This is a genomic window from Sporichthya polymorpha DSM 43042 (assembly GCF_000384115.1).
Taxonomy (GTDB): domain Bacteria; phylum Actinomycetota; class Actinomycetes; order Sporichthyales; family Sporichthyaceae; genus Sporichthya; species Sporichthya polymorpha.
This window is the reverse complement of record NZ_KB913029.1, coordinates 4349905-4367767: the sequence shown is the minus strand read 5'-3', so window position 1 is coordinate 4367767 and position 17863 is coordinate 4349905. Positions and strand designations below refer to the sequence as shown.

Genomic DNA, 17863 nt, shown 5'->3' with positions numbered 1-17863 from the left:
AGGGAACCTCAGCCCAGGACGTCGGTCAACGGGGTCGCCGGGAGGACGTGGGCCTCGGCGACCGGACCGTAGACGACCTGCCCGGCGTGGGTGTTCAGGCCGAGGGCGAGGGCGGGGTCCCGGCGGGCGGCGTCGCGCCAGCCGAGGTCCGCGATCTCGAGCGCGTAGGGCAACGTCACGTTAGTGAGGGCGTAGGTGGAGGTGTGCGGGACCGCGCCCGGCATGTTCGTGACGCAGTAGAAGATCGAGCCGTTCGCCTCGTAGGTCGGATCGCCGTGGGTGGTGGGCCGCGAGTCCTCGAAGCAGCCGCCCTGGTCGATGGCGATGTCGACGAGCACGGTGCCCGGCTTCATCGCGGCGACCAGGTCGCTGCTGATCAGCTTCGGCGCCCGGGCGCCGGGGACGAGGACGGCGCCGACGACGAGGTCGGCGTCGAGCACGGCCTTCTCGATCTCGTAGGAGTTCGACGCCACCGACTGCACGTGGCCCTGATAGATCCGGTCGGCCTCGCGCAGCTTGGCGATGTTCTTGTCGAGCAGCAGGACCTCGGAATGCATGCCGACCGCGATCGCCGCAGCGTTCATCCCGGCCACGCCCGCTCCGATCACGACGACCTTGGCGGCGTAGACCCCGGACACCCCGCCCATGAGCACACCGCGGCCGCCGCCGGGGCGCATCAGGTGGTACGCCCCGGCGAGCGGGGCGAGCCGGCCGGCGACCTCGCTCATCGGGTACAGCAGCGGCAACGACCCGTCGGGCAGCTGGACGGTCTCGTAGGCGATCCCGGTGGTGCCGGCGGCGAGCAGCGCCTTCGTGCACTCCGCCGACGCGGCGAGGTGCAGGTAGGTGAACAGCACCTGGTCAGCGCGCAGCCGCCCGTACTCCTCCGGGACGGGCTCCTTGACCTTGAGGACCATCTCCCCCGTCGCCCAGACGTCGTCGGCGGTGGGCAGGACCCTCGCGCCGGCCGCCACGAAGTCGGCGTCGGAGATCGACGACCCGGCCCCGGCGTCGTGCTCGACGAACACCTCGTGTCCGTGCCGGACGAACTCGTGGACCCCCGACGGCGTGATCGCCACCCGGTACTCGTGCTCCTTGACCTCGCGCGGCACGCCGATCCTCATGGCGGTCAGCCTAGGAGGCCCGCGGGGGGCGTCTGGCGAAAGGAGACATGGACTCACCGCCCCCGGGGGCCTAGCGTCGGTCGCGGCCAGCCCGCAATGGCGCGAGGAGGCGCAAATGAAGGTCTCGATGGTCCACCTGATGCCGCATCGGGAACTCCCGGAGGACTTCACCGAGCGGTACAAGTCCGTGTGGGTCACCCCGCCCTGGCACGAACTCGTCCCGGAGCCGGAACGGATCTCCCAGTACTACAACCACTCGATGGACGAACTGATCCACGCGGCCCGGTCGGGCTACGACGCGATCGGTGTCAACGAGCACCACCAGAACGCCTACGGCTTCATGCCGAACCCGAACCTGATCGGCACCTCGCTCGCCCGCGAGACCAACGACCTCGACGTGGGCATCCTGCAGATCGGGTCGACGCTGCCGAACACGCAGCCCGCGATCCGGATCGCCGAGGAGTACGCCCTGCTCGACATGGTCTCCGGGGGACGCCTGATCGCCGGCATGCCGGCCGGCACCTCGATGGACGCCAACCAGTGCATGGGCATCCCGCCGATCGAGCAGCGCGAGCGCTACTACGAGGCGCACGAGCTGATCCTCAAGGCGTGGCAGGCGAAGGAGACCTTCGCCTTCAACGGCCGCTACAACCAGCTGCCGTCGGTGAACATCTGGCCGCGTCCGCTGCAGGACCCGCACCCGCCGGTCTGGATCCCGGGCCTCGGCTCGCTGTCGACGTGGAAGTTCGCGGCGAAGCACAACCACAACTACTGCATGCTCTCCTTCTTCGGCTCCCAGCTCGGCAAGAAGGTGATGGACGGCTTCTGGCACTTCGTCGACGAGGAGGGCCTGGACCGCAACCCCTACCGCGCCGGGTTCGCGCAGATGGTCTGCGTCGCCGACACCGACGCGCAGGCGGAGAAGCTGTTCAGCAAGCACATCCGCTACTTCTTCGACAAGTGCATGCACGTGCCGCTCCCCTGGTGGGGTCTGCCCGGGCACCTCGACCACGCCAGCCTCGCCAACGGCATCCGCAGCGGGTCGGCCATCCGCCAGATGGAGATCATGGCCAACTTCAAGAACTTCACCTACGCCGACTTCGTCGACAAGGACATCGTCATCGCCGGCAGTCCGGCCACCGTCGCCGACAAGCTCGTCGGTGCGGTCAAGGATCTGCGGGTCGGAAATCTGATAGTGCTTCAACACATCGGATCGATGCCGCACGAGTTGACCAAGGACTCGATCTCGCTGTTCTGCCAGGACGTCCTGCCCAAGCTGCGGGACATCTGGGACGACGAGGGATGGGTCAACCACTGGTGGCCGGCCAAGCTCCGCGGTCCGCGAGCGGCCTGAGCGGCGAGGGAGAAACGACGATGCAGCACTCTTCCGTCCACGACGTCCAGACCCGCGACATCGAGGTCTGGGACGGCGACGTCCGCACTCAGGTCCTTGTGGCCGGCGACGGTCCCCCGCTCGTGTTCCTGCACCCGGTGCTCGGGCTGCAGTGGGACCCGTTCCTCGACACGTTGGCGCAGAGCCACACGGTCTACGCGCCCTATCTGCCCGGCACCGCGCCCGGCGAGCCGGACGCGCACAAGCCGATCACCGACAACTACGAGCTGACCCTCGTCTACGAGGAGATCCTCACCGCGTGCGGGATCTCGTCCGCGGCCGTCGTCGGGCACTCGTTCGGCGGGATGGTCGCGGCCGACCTCGCGGCGACCTTCCCCGACCGCGTCAGCTCGATGGTCCTGCTCTGCCCGATCGGGCTCTGGACCGACGGCCGGCCGTTCCAGAACCCGTACCTGCTCGAGCTGCCCGAGCTCGCGGCCGCGGCCTTCGCCGACCCGGCCGGTCCGGTCGCGCAGGCGGCGCTGGCGATGCCCACGGACCCGGAGGTCCTCGGCGAGGTCCTCATCGCGCTGCAGTGGGCGATGGGTGTCGCGGGCAAGTACTGGTGGCCGATCCCGGACCGTGGCCTGAGCCGGCGCATCCACCGGATCACCGCGCGCACCCTGGTGATCTGGGGCTCGGAGGACAAGATCATCTCCCCCGAGTACGCGCACGACTTCGCGCGGCTGATTCAGAACGCGCGGGCCGAGGTGCTCTCCGACGCCGCCCACGTCCCGCAGCTCGAGCGGCTCGACGTCGTGGGCCCGATGGTGACGGAGTTCCTCGCGGGCTGAGTCCTCAACTTCTGCGGCGCGGCGCGGGTGTCCGGCCGCCCGGATGGGCGCGCCGCGCCGCAGAAGATGCGAGGTGGCGGCGACGCGGGGGACTAATTTCGCCGGGTGGCCGCCGAGATCCCGGTCTTTCGCCCCCTCGCGCTCGCGATCGTGCTGGGGTGCGCCGCCGTGACCGTCGCGGAGTCCGACGCGTCCCCGGAGAAGCTTCCGACCGCCTGCACCCAGGTCGACGCGCGGCTGGTCTCGTGCCTGTACGCGACCCCGTCCAACTCCCCCGTCGGCTTTCGCGTCCCCGAGGGCGTCGAGTCGATCACGATCACCACGCGCGGTGGCACCGGCGGGCCGGGCGCGTCCGGTGGCCGCGGCGGCCGGGCCGGGGTGGTCACCGCGACGCTCGCGCTGCCCGTGGGCACCGCGCTCGACCTGTACGTCGGTGCCCGCGGTGAGGCGGGCCGCATGCCCAGCGCCCGGCGTGAGCCCACCGGCGGTGTCGGGGGCGTCGGCGGCGGTGCCCGCGGCGGCGGCGTCACGACCGACACCGGGGCCGGGGGCGGCGGCGGCGGTGGCGGCACCTTCGTCATGTACGCCGGCCAGGACCCGACCGACGCGTCGACCGCTCCCCTGCTCGCGGCCGGGGGCGGCGGCGGGGGCGGCGGCCGGGCCGTGGGCGCGGGCTTCGGTGAGCGCGGACCCGACGGACTGAACGGCGGCGACGCCGGCGGCGCGGCCGGGCGTCACGAGGGCAAGGACGGCCGGGGGGCCCGGAAGGCCGCGGCGGTCGCCAAGGGCGGCGGCGGGGGCACCGACCTCGACGGCGGCCTCGGCTCGATGGCCACCCGCTACTCGACCCCGGCCGGCGGCGGCGGGAAGGGCGTCGGCGGTGCCGGCGCGAACGCCGCGGGTCTTGGCGCCGGCGGCGGTGGTGGCGGTGGCTTCTACGGCGGTGGCGGTGGCGGGGCCGACGGTGGTCCGCACGCCACGTCCCCACCCGGCCTCGGCGGCGGTGGTGGCGGCAGCAGCTTCGCCGACACCCGGGTCGCGAAGTCGGTCCGGTTCTCCCTCGGTCCGGCCGGCCTCTTCCAGGACGGCGTCGTCCAGGTGACGTTCGTGCCGCCGGCCGCGGCGCCGGAGTCCTCCGTCCCCGAGGGGACGCCGCAGTGCGCGGGCAAGCTCGCGACCAAGGTCGGCACCCCCGGATCGGACCGGATCGTCGGCACCCCGGGAGACGACGTCATCGTCGGCCGCGGCGGCGCCGACGAGATCGACGGCAAGGGCGGCCGCGACGTGATCTGCGGCAGCGCCGGCAACGACACCGTCCGCGGCGGCCCCGGCGACGACGTGATTCTCGGCGGCCCCGGCCGCGACCGCGGCCTCGGCGGCCCCGGCCTCGACTCCTTCGACGGCGTCGAGGAGATCAGCTACTGACGCGCACTGCCGCGTGACCGCGTGTCAAGAAAGGGTGACACCCCTTACTGCGCAGTAAGGGGTGTCACCCTTTTTTGACAGCTCAGGCGGGGCGGTCGCGCCAGGGGGCGGTGGCGGGGCGGAGGGAGCCGGTCCCGTCGGTCGTGAGGACGTTCTGGAGGGCGAGGGAGCCCATGACCACGAGCGGGTTGTGGAGGCGGCCGCCGAGGACGCCGGAGACGACGTCGGGCAGGGGGACCCAGCGGAGCTCCATGTCCGCCTCCTCGTGGACGGCGGCGCGGCGGTCGCCGTCGCTGGGACGGACGTCGCGGGCGAGGTAGATCCGGACGGCCTCGTCGCTGATGCCCGGCGAGGTGTAGGCGTCGAGCAGGACGCGCCAGTCGCGGGCCTGGAGGTGGGTCTCCTCCTCGAGCTCACGCTTCGCCGCGGCCAGCGCCGACTCGTTCTCGTCGAGCAGGCCGGCCGGGAACTCCCAGAGCCGGCGCTGGATCGGGTGGCGGTACTGGCGCAGCATCAGGACCTTCGGGGTGTCCTCGGAGTCGTCGAGGACGAGGATGCCGACCGAGCCCGGGTGGACGAGTACGTCGCGCTTGGCGACGAGGCTGCCCGGCATGGCGACCTCGTCGACGCGCATCGACACGACGCCGCCGGTGAAGGCGGTGGTCGAGTCGAAGACCTTCCAGGCGTCGTCGGTGTCGGCGAGGGGAGCGCCGGACGAACTCAACGGGCCACCGCGTACTCGGACTGCTGCGGCGGGTTCGAGCGCTCCTTGCGGCGCACGAGCCCGGCCTCGATCAGACCGGCGAACAGCGGGTGCGCACGGGTCGGGCGGGACCGGAACTCCGGGTGCGCCTGCGTCGCGACGAGGAAGGGGTGGACGTCCCGCGGGAGCTCGACGTACTCGACGAGCCGGCCGTCGGGCGACGTGCCACCGAAGACCAGCCCGGCGCGCTCGATCTGCGCGCGGTAGTCGTTGTTGACCTCGTAACGGTGGCGGTGCCGCTCGGAGACGTACGGCTCGCCGTACAGGTCGCGGACGATCGAGCCCTCGGCGAGCTTCGCCGGGTACAGGCCGAGCCGCATCGTGCCGCCCATGTCGCGTTCGCCGGCGACGACGTCGCGCTGGTCGGCCATCGTCGCGATCACCGGGTGCTGCGCGGCCGGGTCGAACTCCGCGGAGTTCGCGCCCTCGAGCCCGGCGATGTCGCGCGCGTACTCGATCACCACGCACTGCAGCCCCAGGCACAGGCCGAGCAGCGGGATCTTGTTCTCGCGGGCGTACTTGATCGCGCCGATCTTGCCCTCGATGCCGCGCACGCCGAACCCGCCGGGGACGCAGATCGCGTCGCAGTCGTCGAGCTGGGCCGCGGCCCCCTCCGGGGTCTGGCACTCGTCCGAGGGCACCCAGCGGATGTGCACCTTCGCGTCGTGCGCGAAGCCGCCGTGACGCAGGGCCTCGGTCACCGACAGGTACGCGTCGGGCAGGTCGATGTACTTGCCGACCAGGCCGACCGTGACCTCGTTGGCCGGCTTGTGCACCCGGCGGAGCAGGTCGTCCCAGGCCGTCCAGTCGACGTCGCGGAACGGCAGGCCCAGGCGCCGCACGACATAGGCGTCGAGGCCCTCGGCGTGCAGCACCTTCGGGATGTCGTAGATGGAGGGGGCGTCGACGGCGGCCGCGACGGCCTCCTGGTCGACGTCACACATCAGCGAGATCTTGCGCTTGATGCTGGCGCTGATCGGACGGTCGGATCGGCACACGATCGCGTCGGGCTGGATACCGATGCTGCGCAGCGCCGCGACCGAGTGCTGGGTCGGTTTGGTCTTCAGTTCGCCGGACGGGCCGATGTAGGGCACGAGCGAGACGTGGAGGAAGAAGACGTTGTCGCGGCCGACCTCGTGCCGGACCTGACGCGCGGCCTCGAGGAACGGCAGCGACTCGATGTCGCCGACCGTGCCGCCGATCTCGGTGATCACGAGGTCGACGTTCTCGCCGCCCATGCGGCGGATGCGCGACTTGATCTCGTTGGTGATGTGCGGGATCACCTGGACGGTGTCGCCGAGGTACTCCCCGCGGCGCTCCTTGGCGATGACGGCGGAGTACACCTGACCCGTCGTCACATTCGCCGAGCCGTGGAGCTCCGTGTCGAGGAACCGTTCGTAGTGACCCACGTCGAGGTCGGTCTCGGCACCGTCGTCGGTGACGAAGACCTCGCCGTGCTGGAACGGATTCATCGTCCCGGGGTCGACGTTGAGATAGGGGTCCAGCTTCTGCATCGTGACCCGCAACCCGCGCTTGGACAGCAGGTTGCCGAGGGAGGAAGCGGTGAGTCCCTTACCGAGCGACGACGCAACGCCGCCGGTGACGAACAGGTGCTTGGTGATGTGCGGCGCGGCCATGGAACTCCAGCCTACGGGATCGGCGGGAGTGCCCCGTCGCGCCACTCACGATAAAGCGTGATCAACTCTGATTGCACCGCGGTTTCGTCGGGCCAGGCGGCGCTCCGGCGTCGGCCGGCCGCCGCCAGCTCCGCGGCCAGCCCGGGCTCGGTGAGCACCCGCCGGACGGCTCCGGCGAGGGCGGCCGGGTCCCCGGGCGGGACCAGCAGCGCGGCGTCGCCGACCAGGCCCGGGACCCCGCCGACGGCCGTCGCCACCAGCGGGACCCCGGCCCGCAGGGCCTCCTGCGCCACCAGCGCCCGGGCCTCCCAGGTGCTGGAGAGGACGACGGCGTCGGCGGCGCCGAGCAGGTCGGCGACGTCGCTGCGGGCCCCGAGCAGGCGGACGTCCAGCCGGTCCCGGGCGATCTGCGCGGCCAGGTCGTCGGCCAGCGGCCCGTCCCCCGCGATCACGAGGACCGGTGCCGGGTCCTCCTCGGCCCAGCGGCGCGCGGCGGCCAGCATCGTCGGGTAGTCCTTCTGCGGGGCCAGACGCCCGACGGCGAGCAGCAGGGGCCGGTCCGTCGCGCCGAGCTCGGCGCGGACCTCGGCGGGCTCCCGCGCCGGCGGCGGCAACGGCGGCGCGGCGACGGGTCCGAGCCGGGCGTGCCGGGCGCCGAACCGCCGGGCGCGGGCGACGAGGTCCTCGGAGGCTCCGAGCGTCAGGTCGGCGCCCCGCGCCGCGACCGTCTCCAGGCCGTGCTGCAGGGCGCGGCGCGCTCCTGCGACCACCGGGACGTTGTGCCACGTGACGACCAGCCCGGGGCGCGGCCGGGCGCCGGCCGTTCGGCCCCGGGCGCGAGTGGCCGCGCGCGCGGCGATCGCGACCCCGGCCGCCCGGAGGCCGTGCGCGTGGACCACGGTCGGACGCCAGGAGGTGATCGCGCCCGTCAGCGCGCGGACGGCGGCGACATCCCGGGGGCTCGGTGCTCCCCCGATCTCAACGACGTGGAAGACCGCCCCGGCCCGGCTGAAGCCGAAGTCGAGGTCGCCCTGTTCCGGCCCCGCGACGGCGACGGGGATCCCGGCCGCCACCAACCCCTCGACGACCGAGAGCACGTGCCGCCCGATCCCCCCGGTGCTCCCGGCGAGCACGAGCAGCACTCGCGGCGCGGTCATCGCGGCGCTCCACCCCCACTGGAGATGTCATCTCCAGTGGGGGTGGCGGCGGGGCGGAGGTGCGCGCGGACCGCGAGGAACGTCCCCCGGTCGCCGAGGGCGACGACGGCGAGCAGGACCGTCCCGGCGAGGGCGGCGCAGGCGGCGGTGCCGAGCAGGCCGCCGACGAACCCGGCGTCGTCGAACCGCGCGCCGAGCGGGGCCCCGACGGCGGCGCCCGCGAGCCCGCCGAGCAGGGCCGTCGCCGCGGTCCGGGGCAGGCCGGCGACGGCCGCCCGGCCGGAATGGTGCACGACCGCGACGAGGAGCAGACCCGCGGCCACCGTCATGCCGATCGCGTTGCCGATGCCGAGCGCGAGCACGGTGTGCCGGTCGGCGACGGCGGCCACGAGCGCGACGTCCGCGACCACGACCACCGCCCACCCCGTCGTCGCGGCGCGGGCGGCGGCGCGGGCGTGGTGACCGGCGTAGAGGACCCGCGTCAGGTGCGCGACGAGCCCGTAGCCGACCAGCCCGGGGGCGAAGGCCGCGATGCCCGCGGCGAGCGACTCGGGGTCGTTCGAGCCGCCGTTGGAGGCGAACACCCGCGAGGCCGGGACGGCGGCCGCGGCGACCAGCGCGGCCCCGGTGGCGGCGGCGACCAGCACCGCCCGCGTCGTGCCCGCCGTGAGCCGGGCCAACCGCTCGGCTTCCCCCGCCTCGGCCGCGGCGGCGAGGCGCGGGAACGCGCTGGTCGCGATCGGCACGGCGAGCACGGCGTACGGCACGAGGTAGACCGCCCACGACCACACGTAGGCGGTCAGGGCCCCGGGGTCGCCGGCGTGGTTGGCGAGCAGGGCGATGACGACCAGCGCGCCCTGCTGGGCGAGCAGCACCGCGAGACCCGCCCCGGCCAGGCGCCGTACCTGGGGCAGCACGCCGGGCGGGAACGTCAGCGTCGGCCGGACGCTCACGCCGGCGGAGCGGATCGGCACGGCGACCGCGATCGCCATCGCCACGACCCCCAGCGTCGTGCCCACCGCGAGAGCGGCCTCGGCCGAACGCGGCACGGCGTCCGCGGCGCGCTCGCCGTCGGCCAGCGCGACGAACGCGAGGTACGCCCCGATGACGACGACGCTCGAGACCAGCGGCGCCGCGGCGGCCGCGAGGAACCGGCGGTGGGCCTGCAGGGTGCCGCCGAGGACGACCGCCAGGCCGTAGCAGATCAGCTGCGGGGTGAACATCAGCAGCATCCGTGTCCCGGCGTCGACGGCGCCGGGGCAGTCGACGTCGTCGCCGAGCAGGAACCGCACGACCGGCCGCGCCAGCAGCGCGAGCAGCAGGCTGACGGGGACGAGCAGCGCGAGGGTCCACGACAGCAGCGCGGACACGGTGCGGTCGACGGCGGCGCGGTCGGAGCGCGCCACGGCCCCGGCGAGGACAGGGACCACCGCCCCGGCGAGCGCTCCCCCGGCGACCACCTCGAACAGGACGTTCGGCACCAGGTTCGCGGTGTTGTACGCGTCGGCGAGGCAGCCGCCGCCGACGGTCTTGGAGAACACGACCCACCGGCCGAGCCCGACGACGCGGGCGACGACGGTCACCACCGCGACCGTGACCGCCCCGCCGATCAGGCCGGCGGCGAAGCCCCGGGCCAGTGAGGGCGGCAGCGGCGGAGGGGGCGACGGCGCGGCCGGGTCGCTCACGTCGCGGTCGGGTGGGGCACGCGGCCGAGTTCGTCGAACCAGCGCAGCGGCGGGGTCGCGGCGATGACGCGGGTGAAGCTGATCCTCTCGCTGGCGGCGGTCAGGGCGGCGAGCCCCGCGAGGTGGACGAGGCGGCCGCGCGTGGAGTGGCGGAGCAGGACGGCCGTGCCGAGCGCGGCGCCGAGCGCGTTGGCCCCGGCGTCGCCGAGCATGGCCTCCTCGCGCAGGTCGGGCGGGAGCAGCCCGGCGGCGGCGCCGAGCGGCCCGGCGAGCAGCGCACCGGACGGGCCGCCGGCCGCGACCAGCGGCGCGTGCAGCAGTCCGAACTTCAGCGCGCGGCCCGGGCGCAGGTCGAACAGGTTGGCCAGGTTCGCGTACCCGGCGACGACGGCGCCGCCGAGCAGCGCGTCCCGGGGGCGCGCGGAGACCAGCGCCGCGGCGGCGAGCGAGGTCAGCCCGATCCCGCCGGCCTTGACCGCGCCGCTGGTGAGCCGGCCCTCCCGCAGCGCGGCGAAGTGCCCCGCGAACCCCTTGGCCTGCTGGGTGCGCAACCCGCCGAGGTCGTCGTACGCGCCGATCGCGCCGGCGCCGAGGATCGCGATCGTCCCGGCCGCGCGGGCCGGAGCCGGCAGGCCCGGGGTGAGCGCGACGGCTGCCGCGGCGCCGACGGTGTAGGCCGGTCCTTCCAGCAGCGTCAGGCTGCGGCCCCGGTGGTTGATGCGCTCCCAGCGGCGGTCGGACCCGAGGCGGCGCTGGGCGGCGGCGTACGCACTCTGCGCGGCGAGGGCGCCGAGTCCGGCGGCCAGGCCGGTCGAGCGAACGGTGGATCGGGTGCTCATCGTCTCCCCGGCGTGGGTTCGGGCGGCAGCGGGGCGTCCGAGTCGGTCGCCGCGCCATAGTGTCCGGCCCCGCCGCTCATCTGCTCGACGAGGGCGAACACCAGGGCCATGCGGCCGAACACGGCCTCGACGGTGTCGACGGTGCTGATCGTGCGGCGTGTGGTGTTGTCCTTGCGGATCGCCGCCATCACCCCGCCGGTCGCGGCCTTCGTCGGCGCCGCGACGACGACGCCGTTGCCGGCCGCGTCCAGCGCCGCGGCGAGCGCGGGGATGCCGCGGGCGACGCGGTCGGGCGTCGTCGGTGTCGGGTCGGCCGGGGTCGCGAGCAGGATGACGGCGAGGTCGGCGCGGTCCGCGAGGTTGTTGCGGGAGAGGAAGCCCCCGCGGTCGAGCTGCTCGAGGAACGTCTTCGCGGTCGGCGCGACCGCACGGTCCGCCCCGCCCTTGGTCAGCAGCGCCCCGGCCAGCTGGACCGCGGCCGGCTGCCCGCGCAGCTCGGGGATCGCGTGCTTGCGGACGATCTCCTCGCGGGCCCGCGCCGTCGCGGCGCCGTCGCCGTCGTCCTCGTCCGTGGCGAACCAGTTCTCGGAGATGCCGAGCCGGCCGGTCACCCGGGCGCCCGCCTTGCCGAGGATCTCGGTGAGCCCGTCCGCGTCCCCGCCGGCCGCGCCGGGCATCGTCACCAGCAGCACGCGCTGCCCGGCGAGGCGTCCGGTGAGCAGGCGCTCGTCGAGGGCGTCGAGGTAGCTGTTGCGGTACGCGACCTCGTTGCGGGCGGTGTCGAGGTCCCGGCGCAGGTTGTCCTTCTCGGTCTGCTGCTGGGAGATCGTCGAGCGCTGCGAGTCGATCAGCGACTGGTTCAGGAGGGAGCTGCCCACGAGGATGCCGGTCGCGAGCGCCATGAAGACAGCGATCAGCGACACCAGGTGGTAGCGGAAGGAGACCACAGGACGATCTTGCCGCCTACACCTTGTCGCTCAGCCAGTAGGTGAAGTCGCCCCACTGGTCGGAGAGGGTCGTACCGATCGCGCGACCCGACGGCGAGGCCGTGAACGCCACGATCATGGTGATCAGACAAGCGAGCAGCAGGAACCCCAACTGCCAGTTGCTGACCCGCGAACGGTAGAGCCGGGACACGCCCTTCGCATCGACGAGCTTGCCGCCCACCCGCAGCCGGGTCAGGAACGTGCTGGCCATGCCGGCACGGCCCTTGTCGAGGAACTCGTCGAGCGTGGCGTGCGTGCCGACGGCGACGATCAGACTCGCGCCGCAGTCGTCGGCGAGCAGCATCGCGACGTCCTCGCTGGTGCCCGTGGCCGGGAACACGACCGCGTCCAGCCCGAGGTCCCGCAGGCGCTCGAGGCCCGGGGCGTGCCCGTCGCGGTAGGCGTGGACGACGAGCTCCGCGCCGCAGCAGAGAGCCCGGTCCGAGACCGAGTCCATGTCGCCGACGATCAGCTGCGGGGTGTACCCGGCCTCCAGCAGCGCGTCGGCACCGCCGTCGACGCCGATCATGACCGGCCGGTACTCCTGGATGTACGGCCGCAGCGTCGCGATGTCCTCGCGGTAGTGGTGCCCGCGGACGACGATCAGCGCGTGCCGACCCTCGAGGTCGGTGGTCAGGTCCGGGATGCCGACGCCGTCGAGCAGCAGCGAGTGCTCGCGCTCGAGGTACTCCATCGTGTTGGCGGCGAATGCACGCAACTGGTCCGAGAGCCCCTCGCGGGCCTTCTCCATCGCCTCGGCGACGTCCTCGGGGGTGCGCACCACCCCCTGGCCGACGGCGTCGCTCCCCCGGTACAGCGTCCCGCCCTCCAGCCGCAGGACCTCGCCCTCCACGACGAACTCGAGCAGATCCGCACCGGCGTCGTCGATCAGGGGGATCCCCGCCTGAAGCAGGATCTGCGGCCCGAGGTTCGGATAGCGGCCGCTGATGCTCGGGGCGGCGTTGACGACCGCCCGCGCGCGGCCGGCGACGAGGGCCTCCGCGCTGACCCGGTCCAGGTCCTCGTGGTCGATGACCGCGATCTCGCCGGGACGCAAGCGCTTGGTGAGGTTCTTGGTGCGTCGGTCGACCCGGACGACCGCGGAGACCCCGGGCTCGGAGTTCACCCGCGCCCGAGTCCGGTGCGACCACCTCATGAGGGGGATTCTCCCACGTCAGAGGCGGATCACCCCTGGCCCGCCGCGGCGAGGAGTTCCTCGGCGTGGGCCCGGGCGGCTGCGGAGTCCTCCTGACCGGCGAGCATGCGCGAGAGCTCCCGGACGCGGTCCTCCCCCTCCAGCACGGTCACCCCGGTCCGGGTGACGCGGCCGTCGTCGGCCTTGGCGACCAGCAGGTGCCGGTCGGCGAACGCGGCGACCTGGGGCAGGTGGGTGACGACGAGGACCTGCGAGGTCCGGGCCAGGGCGGCCAGCCGGCGCCCGACCTCGACCGCGGCCTTGCCGCCGACGCCGGCGTCGACCTCGTCGAAGACGAACGTCGGGACGGGGTCCGCCCCCGCGAGCACGACCTGCAGCGCGAGCATGATCCGCGAGAGCTCACCACCGGACGCCGAGCGCTGGATCGGCCGTGCCGGTGCCCCGGGGTGCGGCGCGAGCAGCAGCTCGACCTCGTCCGCGCCGTCGCGTCCGAACTCGGCCGGCGTCACCGCGACGGTGAAGGCCGCCTTCGGCATCGCGAGCCCGGCGAGCTCGGCCGTGACCGCCTTCGCGAGCCGGTCGGCGGCCTTCGTGCGCGCCTGGGTCAGCGCCGCGGCCAGCGTCGCGCGCTCGCCGTCGAGGCGGGCCTCCTCCGCGCGCAGCTCCTCGGTCGTGTCGCTGTCGGTGTCGAGCTCGAGCAGCCGGGCCGAGCCGACCTCGGCGTAGGACAGGACGTCGGCGATCGTCTCGCCGTACTTGCGCTGCAGCCGGCCGAGGTCGGCGAGGCGCTCCTGGGCGCTCTGCAGGCGCGCGGGGTCGACCTCGACCCCGGCGGCGTAGGACGCGAGGTCCGCGGTGACGTCGGTGAGCAGGTAGGAGATCTCGGCGACCCGCGAGGCGAGCGCCGTCAGCTCCGGGTCGTGGACGGACATCGCGTCGAGTGCGTTGCGGGCGTTGCCGACCAGCGTCGCGGCGTCGGTGCCGCTGCGCTCGGCATCGGTGAGCAGCAGGTCGTGCGCACCGGTCGCCGCGGCGCGCAGGGCGTCGGCGTGGGCGAGCCGCTCGATCTCCGCGGTGAGGCGGACGTCCTCGTCCGGCTCCGGGTGCACGGCCTCGATCTCGGCCAGGCCGAGGCGGAGCAGGTCGGCCTCCTGTGCGCGTTCCCGGGCGCGGCCGGTGATCTCGGCGAGCCGGGCGCGGACCTCCAGCAGCTGGTCGTGCGTGCGCCGGTAGGCGGTCAGCGCCCTGGTCACCGGGTCGCCGCCGTAGCGGTCGATCAGTTCGCGCTGCCGGGACGGGCGCAGCAGCCGCTGCTGGTCGTGCTGGCCGTGGACCGCCACGAGGTCCTCGGCGAGCTCGCCGAGCAGGCCCACCGGGGCGGACCGGCCGCCGACGTAGGCGCGCGAGCGGCCCTCGGCGGTGACCGTGCGGCCGAGGATGAGGACGTCCTCGTCGAGCTCTCCCCCGGCGTCGATCGCCCGGGCGGCGACCGCGGAGTCGGGCGCGACGCGGACGCGCCCCTCGAGCACGAGACGTTCGGCGCCGACCCGGATCAGCCCGGAGTCGGCCTTGCCCCCGAGCAACAGCCCGAGGGCGGTCATCACCATCGTCTTGCCCGCGCCGGTCTCGCCGGTCAGCACGGTGAGGCCGGGACCGAGCTCCAGCACGGCGTCCTCGATCACACCGAGCTCGCGGATCGCGATCTCCTCCAGCACCTGATGCCCCCTCAGGTTCCGGTGTCCGGGTCGTTCCGGTGCTCGGCGGCGCCTCGCCATCCGCGCACCGGCAGCTCGAACTTACGGACCAGCCGATCGGTGAACGGCGCCTGGTGCAGCCGCGCGAGACGGACCGGCACCGCCCCGCGGACGACCTCGACGCGTGCTCCGGCCGGCAGCGGCCACGTCCGGCGGCCGTCGACCCAGAGCACGCCGTGCGGCGTGTCGGACTGCACCTCCACCGCGAGCCGCGACCGTGGCGACACCACGATCGGGCGCGAGAACAGCGCGTGGGCCGAGATGGGGATCATCAGGAGCGCATCGACCTCGGGCCAGACGATCGGGCCGCCGGCCGAGAACGCGTAGGCCGTCGAGCCGGTCGGAGTCGCGCACACCACGCCGTCGCAGCCCCACCGGGACAGCGGGCGGCCGTCGACCTCGGCGACAACCTCCAGCATCCGGTCACGCGCCGCCTTCTCCACCGACGCCTCGTTCAGCGCCCAGGTCGAGGCGACGAGCTCGCCCTCGACCGTGACGGTGACGTCGATCGTCATCCGCTCCTCGACCGTGTAGTCGCGGGCGACGACGCGGTCGACGAGCTCGCCGAGCTCCTCGCGCTCGGCCTCGGCGAGGAACCCGACGTGACCGAGGTTCACCCCGAGCAGCGGGATCCCCGGGTCGCGGGCCAGCTCGGCCGCGCGGAGCAGCGTGCCGTCCCCGCCGAGGACCAGCGCGAGCTCGCAGCCCGCGGAGGCCGCCCCGTCGGCCGCGACGACCTCGACGTCGGGCAGCAGCAGCGCCTTGGCGTCCACCTCGGTGGCGTGGAGGGCGATCCCGGCCTCCAGCAACCGCGTCGCCGCCCGGCGCGCGGCGTCCAGGGCGTCCGGGCGACCCACGTGCGCGACCAGCAGCACCGTCCGCTGGTCCACCGGGCCTCCTGCGCTCACTGGGGTCCTGCCTCGATCGCCGCCGCCAGATCGGCGTCGTCCAGGGGCGGAGCGCCCGCGGCCATCCAGAGGAAGTATTCGACGTTGCCGCTCGGTCCGGGCAGAGGGCTCGCCGTGACCCCGCGGATCCCCAGGCCCAGTTCCGCCGCCGCGGCGGCGACCGACCGCACGGCCGCGGCCCGCAGCTCCGGGTCGCGGACCACCGCGCCGGCGGGCAGATTGGCCTTCCCGACCTCGAACTGCGGCTTCACCATCAGGACGAGGTCCGCCTCGGGCGCGGCGACCCCGGCGAGGGCCGGCAGCACCTTGACCAGGGAGATGAACGACAGGTCGGCCACGATCAGCTCGGGCGGCGGGTCCCCGGCCTCCTCGGGCGTGAGCGTGCGGACGTTGGTCCGGTCGCGGACGGTGACGCGTTCGTGCGACTGGATCGGCCAGGCCAGCTGGCCGTAACCGACAGCCACGGCGACGACGTGCGCCGCGCCCCGGCGGAGCAGGACGTCAGTGAACCCGCCCGTCGAGGCGCCTGCGTCCAGACAGCGGCGACCCTCGATCCGGGGCCCGCCGCCGGGTCGGGCGTCAAAGGCGTCGAGCGCGCCGGCGAGCTTGTGCCCGCCCCGCGAGGCGTAGTTGGGGTCGGACTCGTCCTCCGTGACCACGATCGGGTCCGCGGACTCCACCTGCGTGGCGGGCTTCGTCGCCGTCCGGCCCCCGACACTCACCCGGCCGGCCCCGATGATCTCGGACGCGTGCTCCCGCGACCGCGCCAGCCCGCGTCGCACGAGCTCCGCGTCGAGGCGCAACCTGCGCGGAGGCACCTCAGCCCTGGTCGAGGTTCGCCAGCGCGTCCTGCAGCCCGCGGTGCACCTCGTCGTAGACGGCCACGTGCTCGGCGGTCGGCAGCTGCTCGATCCCCGCCAGCTTGTTCAGGACCTCGTCCACCCGCGCGTCCCCGGTCTCCGGCAGGTCCGCCGCGGCCGCGATCTCCTCGACGAACGGCTCCGGCTCGTCCGGAATCCCCGCGGGCTCGTCGGCGGGGAACTCGTCGACCGGCCCCTGCTCCGCAGTGGAGATGTCATCTCCACGCTCGTCGGGGGTCTCGGCGGACTCCTCCTCCACGGCGGGGTCGGTCCAGGCGTCGGTCACGGCGGCCACGCTACCCGGAGCCGGGGAGATGTCGGCTCGGCGCCGTGCCGTAGGCGGCCTTGAACGCCCGGCTGAACACGGCGGGGTCGCTGAAGCCCCAGCGGCGGGAGATCTCCGCCACGCCGCCACGGCCGGTGACGAGGTCGTGGCGGGCGCGGTCGAGCCGCTCCGCCCGCAGCCACTGCCCGACCGTCCGGCCGGTCCCGGCGAACAGGCGGTGCAGGTGACGGGTGGAGATGAAGTGCGCCGCGGCGATCGTCTCCGGGGACAGGGCCGGGTCGGCGAGGTTCGCGCGTAGGTACGCCTCGATCCGGGCCCGCAGGCGGGCGTCCGCCGGCGGCGGGGCCGGGCGCACGGTCCCGGCCGCCGTGACGGCGAGCCCGGCGACGCGGCGCGCCAGGTCGGCCGCGTCGGCGCGCGGGTCGCGCGCGATCGCGGGCGCGTTGCCGGCGAGATCGCGCAGCATCCGGCTGACGACGCCGGAGAAGCCGTCTCCACCGGCGAGCTGACGTGCAGTCAGGTCGACGGCCTCGGTCTCGGTGAGGTCGACGGCGGCGCGGGGCCAGGTGAACACCAGCAGGCGCCAGGGATCGGTGCCGTGCCCGAGGTCCCAGGTGAAGGGCCGGTCGGTCTCGTACAGCGCGAAGTCGCCGGGGCGCAGCTCGCACTCGCGGCCGTCCTGCGTCAGGCGCGCGGCTCCCCCGGTGAGCAGGCCGATCTGGAACCAGCGCGTGGCGTCGGCGCGGGCCAGCGCAGCGGTGCGGTGCGCGGACTGCGGGATCGAGGCGACCTCCGCGACCCGCAGGTCGCCCAGCTCGACGGTCCGCACCTGGCCGCGGAAACCGTCCGGCCGGGGCGCGTCGACGTCGAGGGAGACGAAGTGGTCCCGGATCAGGTCGCGCCAGAGGTCGAGGCGTCCCGTGCTGGCGGGCGCCAGGTCGACGGTTGGGGCCACCGGGGTCTCCTCGCGGGATCTCCATCGAGGTGGTGCGACGTGGCGCCGAGATTACGACGGATGTCGCTCCACGTCATGGCCTGACGATGAGCACGGGGGAACGATGCCCGCACGAGGTGGCGCACCGCCTGGCGCCGCCGC

At 74.1% G+C, this 17863-nt stretch carries 16 protein-coding genes; 3 read left to right on the top strand and 13 right to left on the bottom strand.

The window, feature by feature from the left end; translation table 11 throughout:
* Nucleotides 1-8: 8 nt before the first annotated feature.
* Entirely contained in the window at nucleotides 9-1124 is a 1116-nt protein-coding gene (gene ald / locus SPOPO_RS0121245) for an alanine dehydrogenase (protein WP_028984993.1), read from the bottom strand.
* Between the two features lie 115 nt (nucleotides 1125-1239).
* On the opposite strand from ald, the gene SPOPO_RS30930 reads away from it, so the two are divergent.
* The 3 genes from SPOPO_RS30930 to SPOPO_RS35950 all read left to right on the top strand — a co-directional run bounded on the left by SPOPO_RS30930 (nucleotide 1240) and on the right by SPOPO_RS35950 (nucleotide 4736).
* On the top strand, nucleotides 1240-2478 hold the full coding sequence (locus SPOPO_RS30930; RefSeq protein WP_019877090.1) for an LLM class flavin-dependent oxidoreductase: 1239 nt from the start codon (nucleotides 1240-1242) through the stop codon (nucleotides 2476-2478).
* A 20-nt stretch (nucleotides 2479-2498) separates the two neighbouring features.
* On the top strand, nucleotides 2499-3311 hold the full coding sequence (locus SPOPO_RS0121235; RefSeq protein WP_033387035.1) for an alpha/beta fold hydrolase: 813 nt from the start codon (nucleotides 2499-2501) through the stop codon (nucleotides 3309-3311).
* A gap of 105 nt (nucleotides 3312-3416) precedes the next feature.
* The gene (locus tag SPOPO_RS35950; RefSeq protein WP_019877088.1) at nucleotides 3417-4736 is read left to right on the top strand and encodes a calcium-binding protein; all 1320 of its coding nucleotides are present in this window, start codon (nucleotides 3417-3419) and stop codon (nucleotides 4734-4736) included.
* 82 nt (nucleotides 4737-4818) lie between these two features.
* Here the strand turns inward: SPOPO_RS35950 and SPOPO_RS0121225 are convergent, their stop codons facing one another.
* The 12 genes from SPOPO_RS0121225 to SPOPO_RS0121170 are packed head-to-tail and all read right to left on the bottom strand — an operon-like array spanning nucleotide 4819 to nucleotide 17722.
* Nucleotides 4819-5460 carry an NUDIX domain-containing protein gene (locus SPOPO_RS0121225; protein WP_019877086.1) on the bottom strand — a complete coding sequence of 214 codons (642 nt, stop codon included), beginning with the start codon at nucleotides 5458-5460 and terminating at the stop codon, nucleotides 4819-4821.
* Nucleotides 5457-7136, bottom strand: a complete 1680-nt coding sequence (locus SPOPO_RS0121220) for a CTP synthase (protein WP_019877084.1) — start codon at nucleotides 7134-7136, stop codon at nucleotides 5457-5459. The genes SPOPO_RS0121225 and SPOPO_RS0121220 overlap by 4 nt, the downstream gene beginning before the upstream one ends.
* Before the next feature lie 11 nt (nucleotides 7137-7147).
* Complete coding sequence (locus SPOPO_RS0121215; RefSeq protein ID WP_019877083.1) at nucleotides 7148-8293, bottom strand: glycosyltransferase family 4 protein; 1146 nt, start codon at nucleotides 8291-8293, stop codon at nucleotides 7148-7150.
* Nucleotides 8290-9978 carry a murein biosynthesis integral membrane protein MurJ gene (gene murJ / locus SPOPO_RS33920; RefSeq protein ID WP_019877081.1) on the bottom strand — a complete coding sequence of 563 codons (1689 nt, stop codon included), beginning with the start codon at nucleotides 9976-9978 and terminating at the stop codon, nucleotides 8290-8292. The genes SPOPO_RS0121215 and murJ overlap by 4 nt, the downstream gene beginning before the upstream one ends.
* Nucleotides 9975-10817: a hypothetical protein gene (locus tag SPOPO_RS35325; protein WP_019877080.1), complete on the bottom strand. Its 843-nt coding sequence runs from the start codon at nucleotides 10815-10817 to the stop codon at nucleotides 9975-9977. Before SPOPO_RS35325 ends, murJ begins: the two co-directional genes overlap by 4 nt.
* Nucleotides 10814-11764, bottom strand: a complete 951-nt coding sequence (locus tag SPOPO_RS0121200; protein WP_019877079.1) for a copper transporter — start codon at nucleotides 11762-11764, stop codon at nucleotides 10814-10816. The genes SPOPO_RS35325 and SPOPO_RS0121200 overlap by 4 nt, the downstream gene beginning before the upstream one ends.
* A 16-nt stretch (nucleotides 11765-11780) precedes the next feature.
* Entirely contained in the window at nucleotides 11781-12959 is a 1179-nt protein-coding gene (gene steA / locus SPOPO_RS0121195; RefSeq protein WP_028984991.1) for a putative cytokinetic ring protein SteA, read from the bottom strand.
* Nucleotides 12960-12988: 29 nt separating this feature from the next.
* Nucleotides 12989-14734, bottom strand: a complete 1746-nt coding sequence (recN, locus tag SPOPO_RS0121190) for a DNA repair protein RecN (protein ID WP_051098415.1) — start codon at nucleotides 14732-14734, stop codon at nucleotides 12989-12991.
* Entirely contained in the window at nucleotides 14686-15603 is a 918-nt protein-coding gene (locus SPOPO_RS0121185) for an NAD kinase (protein ID WP_019877076.1), read from the bottom strand. Before SPOPO_RS0121185 ends, recN begins: the two co-directional genes overlap by 49 nt.
* Before the next feature lie 14 nt (nucleotides 15604-15617).
* Complete coding sequence (locus SPOPO_RS0121180) at nucleotides 15618-16439, bottom strand: TlyA family RNA methyltransferase (RefSeq protein WP_033385139.1); 822 nt, start codon at nucleotides 16437-16439, stop codon at nucleotides 15618-15620.
* A 1-nt stretch (nucleotide 16440) separates the two neighbouring features.
* Complete coding sequence (locus tag SPOPO_RS30915; RefSeq protein ID WP_211210938.1) at nucleotides 16441-16767, bottom strand: hypothetical protein; 327 nt, start codon at nucleotides 16765-16767, stop codon at nucleotides 16441-16443.
* A 10-nt stretch (nucleotides 16768-16777) separates the two neighbouring features.
* On the bottom strand, nucleotides 16778-17722 hold the full coding sequence (locus SPOPO_RS0121170; protein WP_019877072.1) for an AraC-like ligand-binding domain-containing protein: 945 nt from the start codon (nucleotides 17720-17722) through the stop codon (nucleotides 16778-16780).
* Nucleotides 17723-17863: the final 141 nt, after the last annotated feature.

Bases quoted from the DNA above. Each gene is read 5' to 3' on its own strand.
- SPOPO_RS30930 (WP_019877090.1), top strand. From the start codon at position 1,240: ATGAAGGTCTCGATGGTCCACCTGATGCCGCATCGGGAACTCCCGGAG.
- recN (WP_051098415.1), bottom strand. From the start codon at position 14,734: ATGGCGAGGCGCCGCCGAGCACCGGAACGACCCGGACACCGGAACCTG.
- ald (WP_028984993.1), bottom strand. From the start codon at position 1,124: ATGAGGATCGGCGTGCCGCGCGAGGTCAAGGAGCACGAGTACCGGGTG.
- SPOPO_RS0121235 (WP_033387035.1), top strand. From the start codon at position 2,499: ATGCAGCACTCTTCCGTCCACGACGTCCAGACCCGCGACATCGAGGTC.
- SPOPO_RS0121220 (WP_019877084.1), bottom strand. From the start codon at position 7,136: ATGGCCGCGCCGCACATCACCAAGCACCTGTTCGTCACCGGCGGCGTT.
- SPOPO_RS0121215 (WP_019877083.1), bottom strand. From the start codon at position 8,293: ATGACCGCGCCGCGAGTGCTGCTCGTGCTCGCCGGGAGCACCGGGGGG.
- SPOPO_RS35325 (WP_019877080.1), bottom strand. From the start codon at position 10,817: ATGAGCACCCGATCCACCGTTCGCTCGACCGGCCTGGCCGCCGGACTC.
- steA (WP_028984991.1), bottom strand. From the start codon at position 12,959: ATGAGGTGGTCGCACCGGACTCGGGCGCGGGTGAACTCCGAGCCCGGG.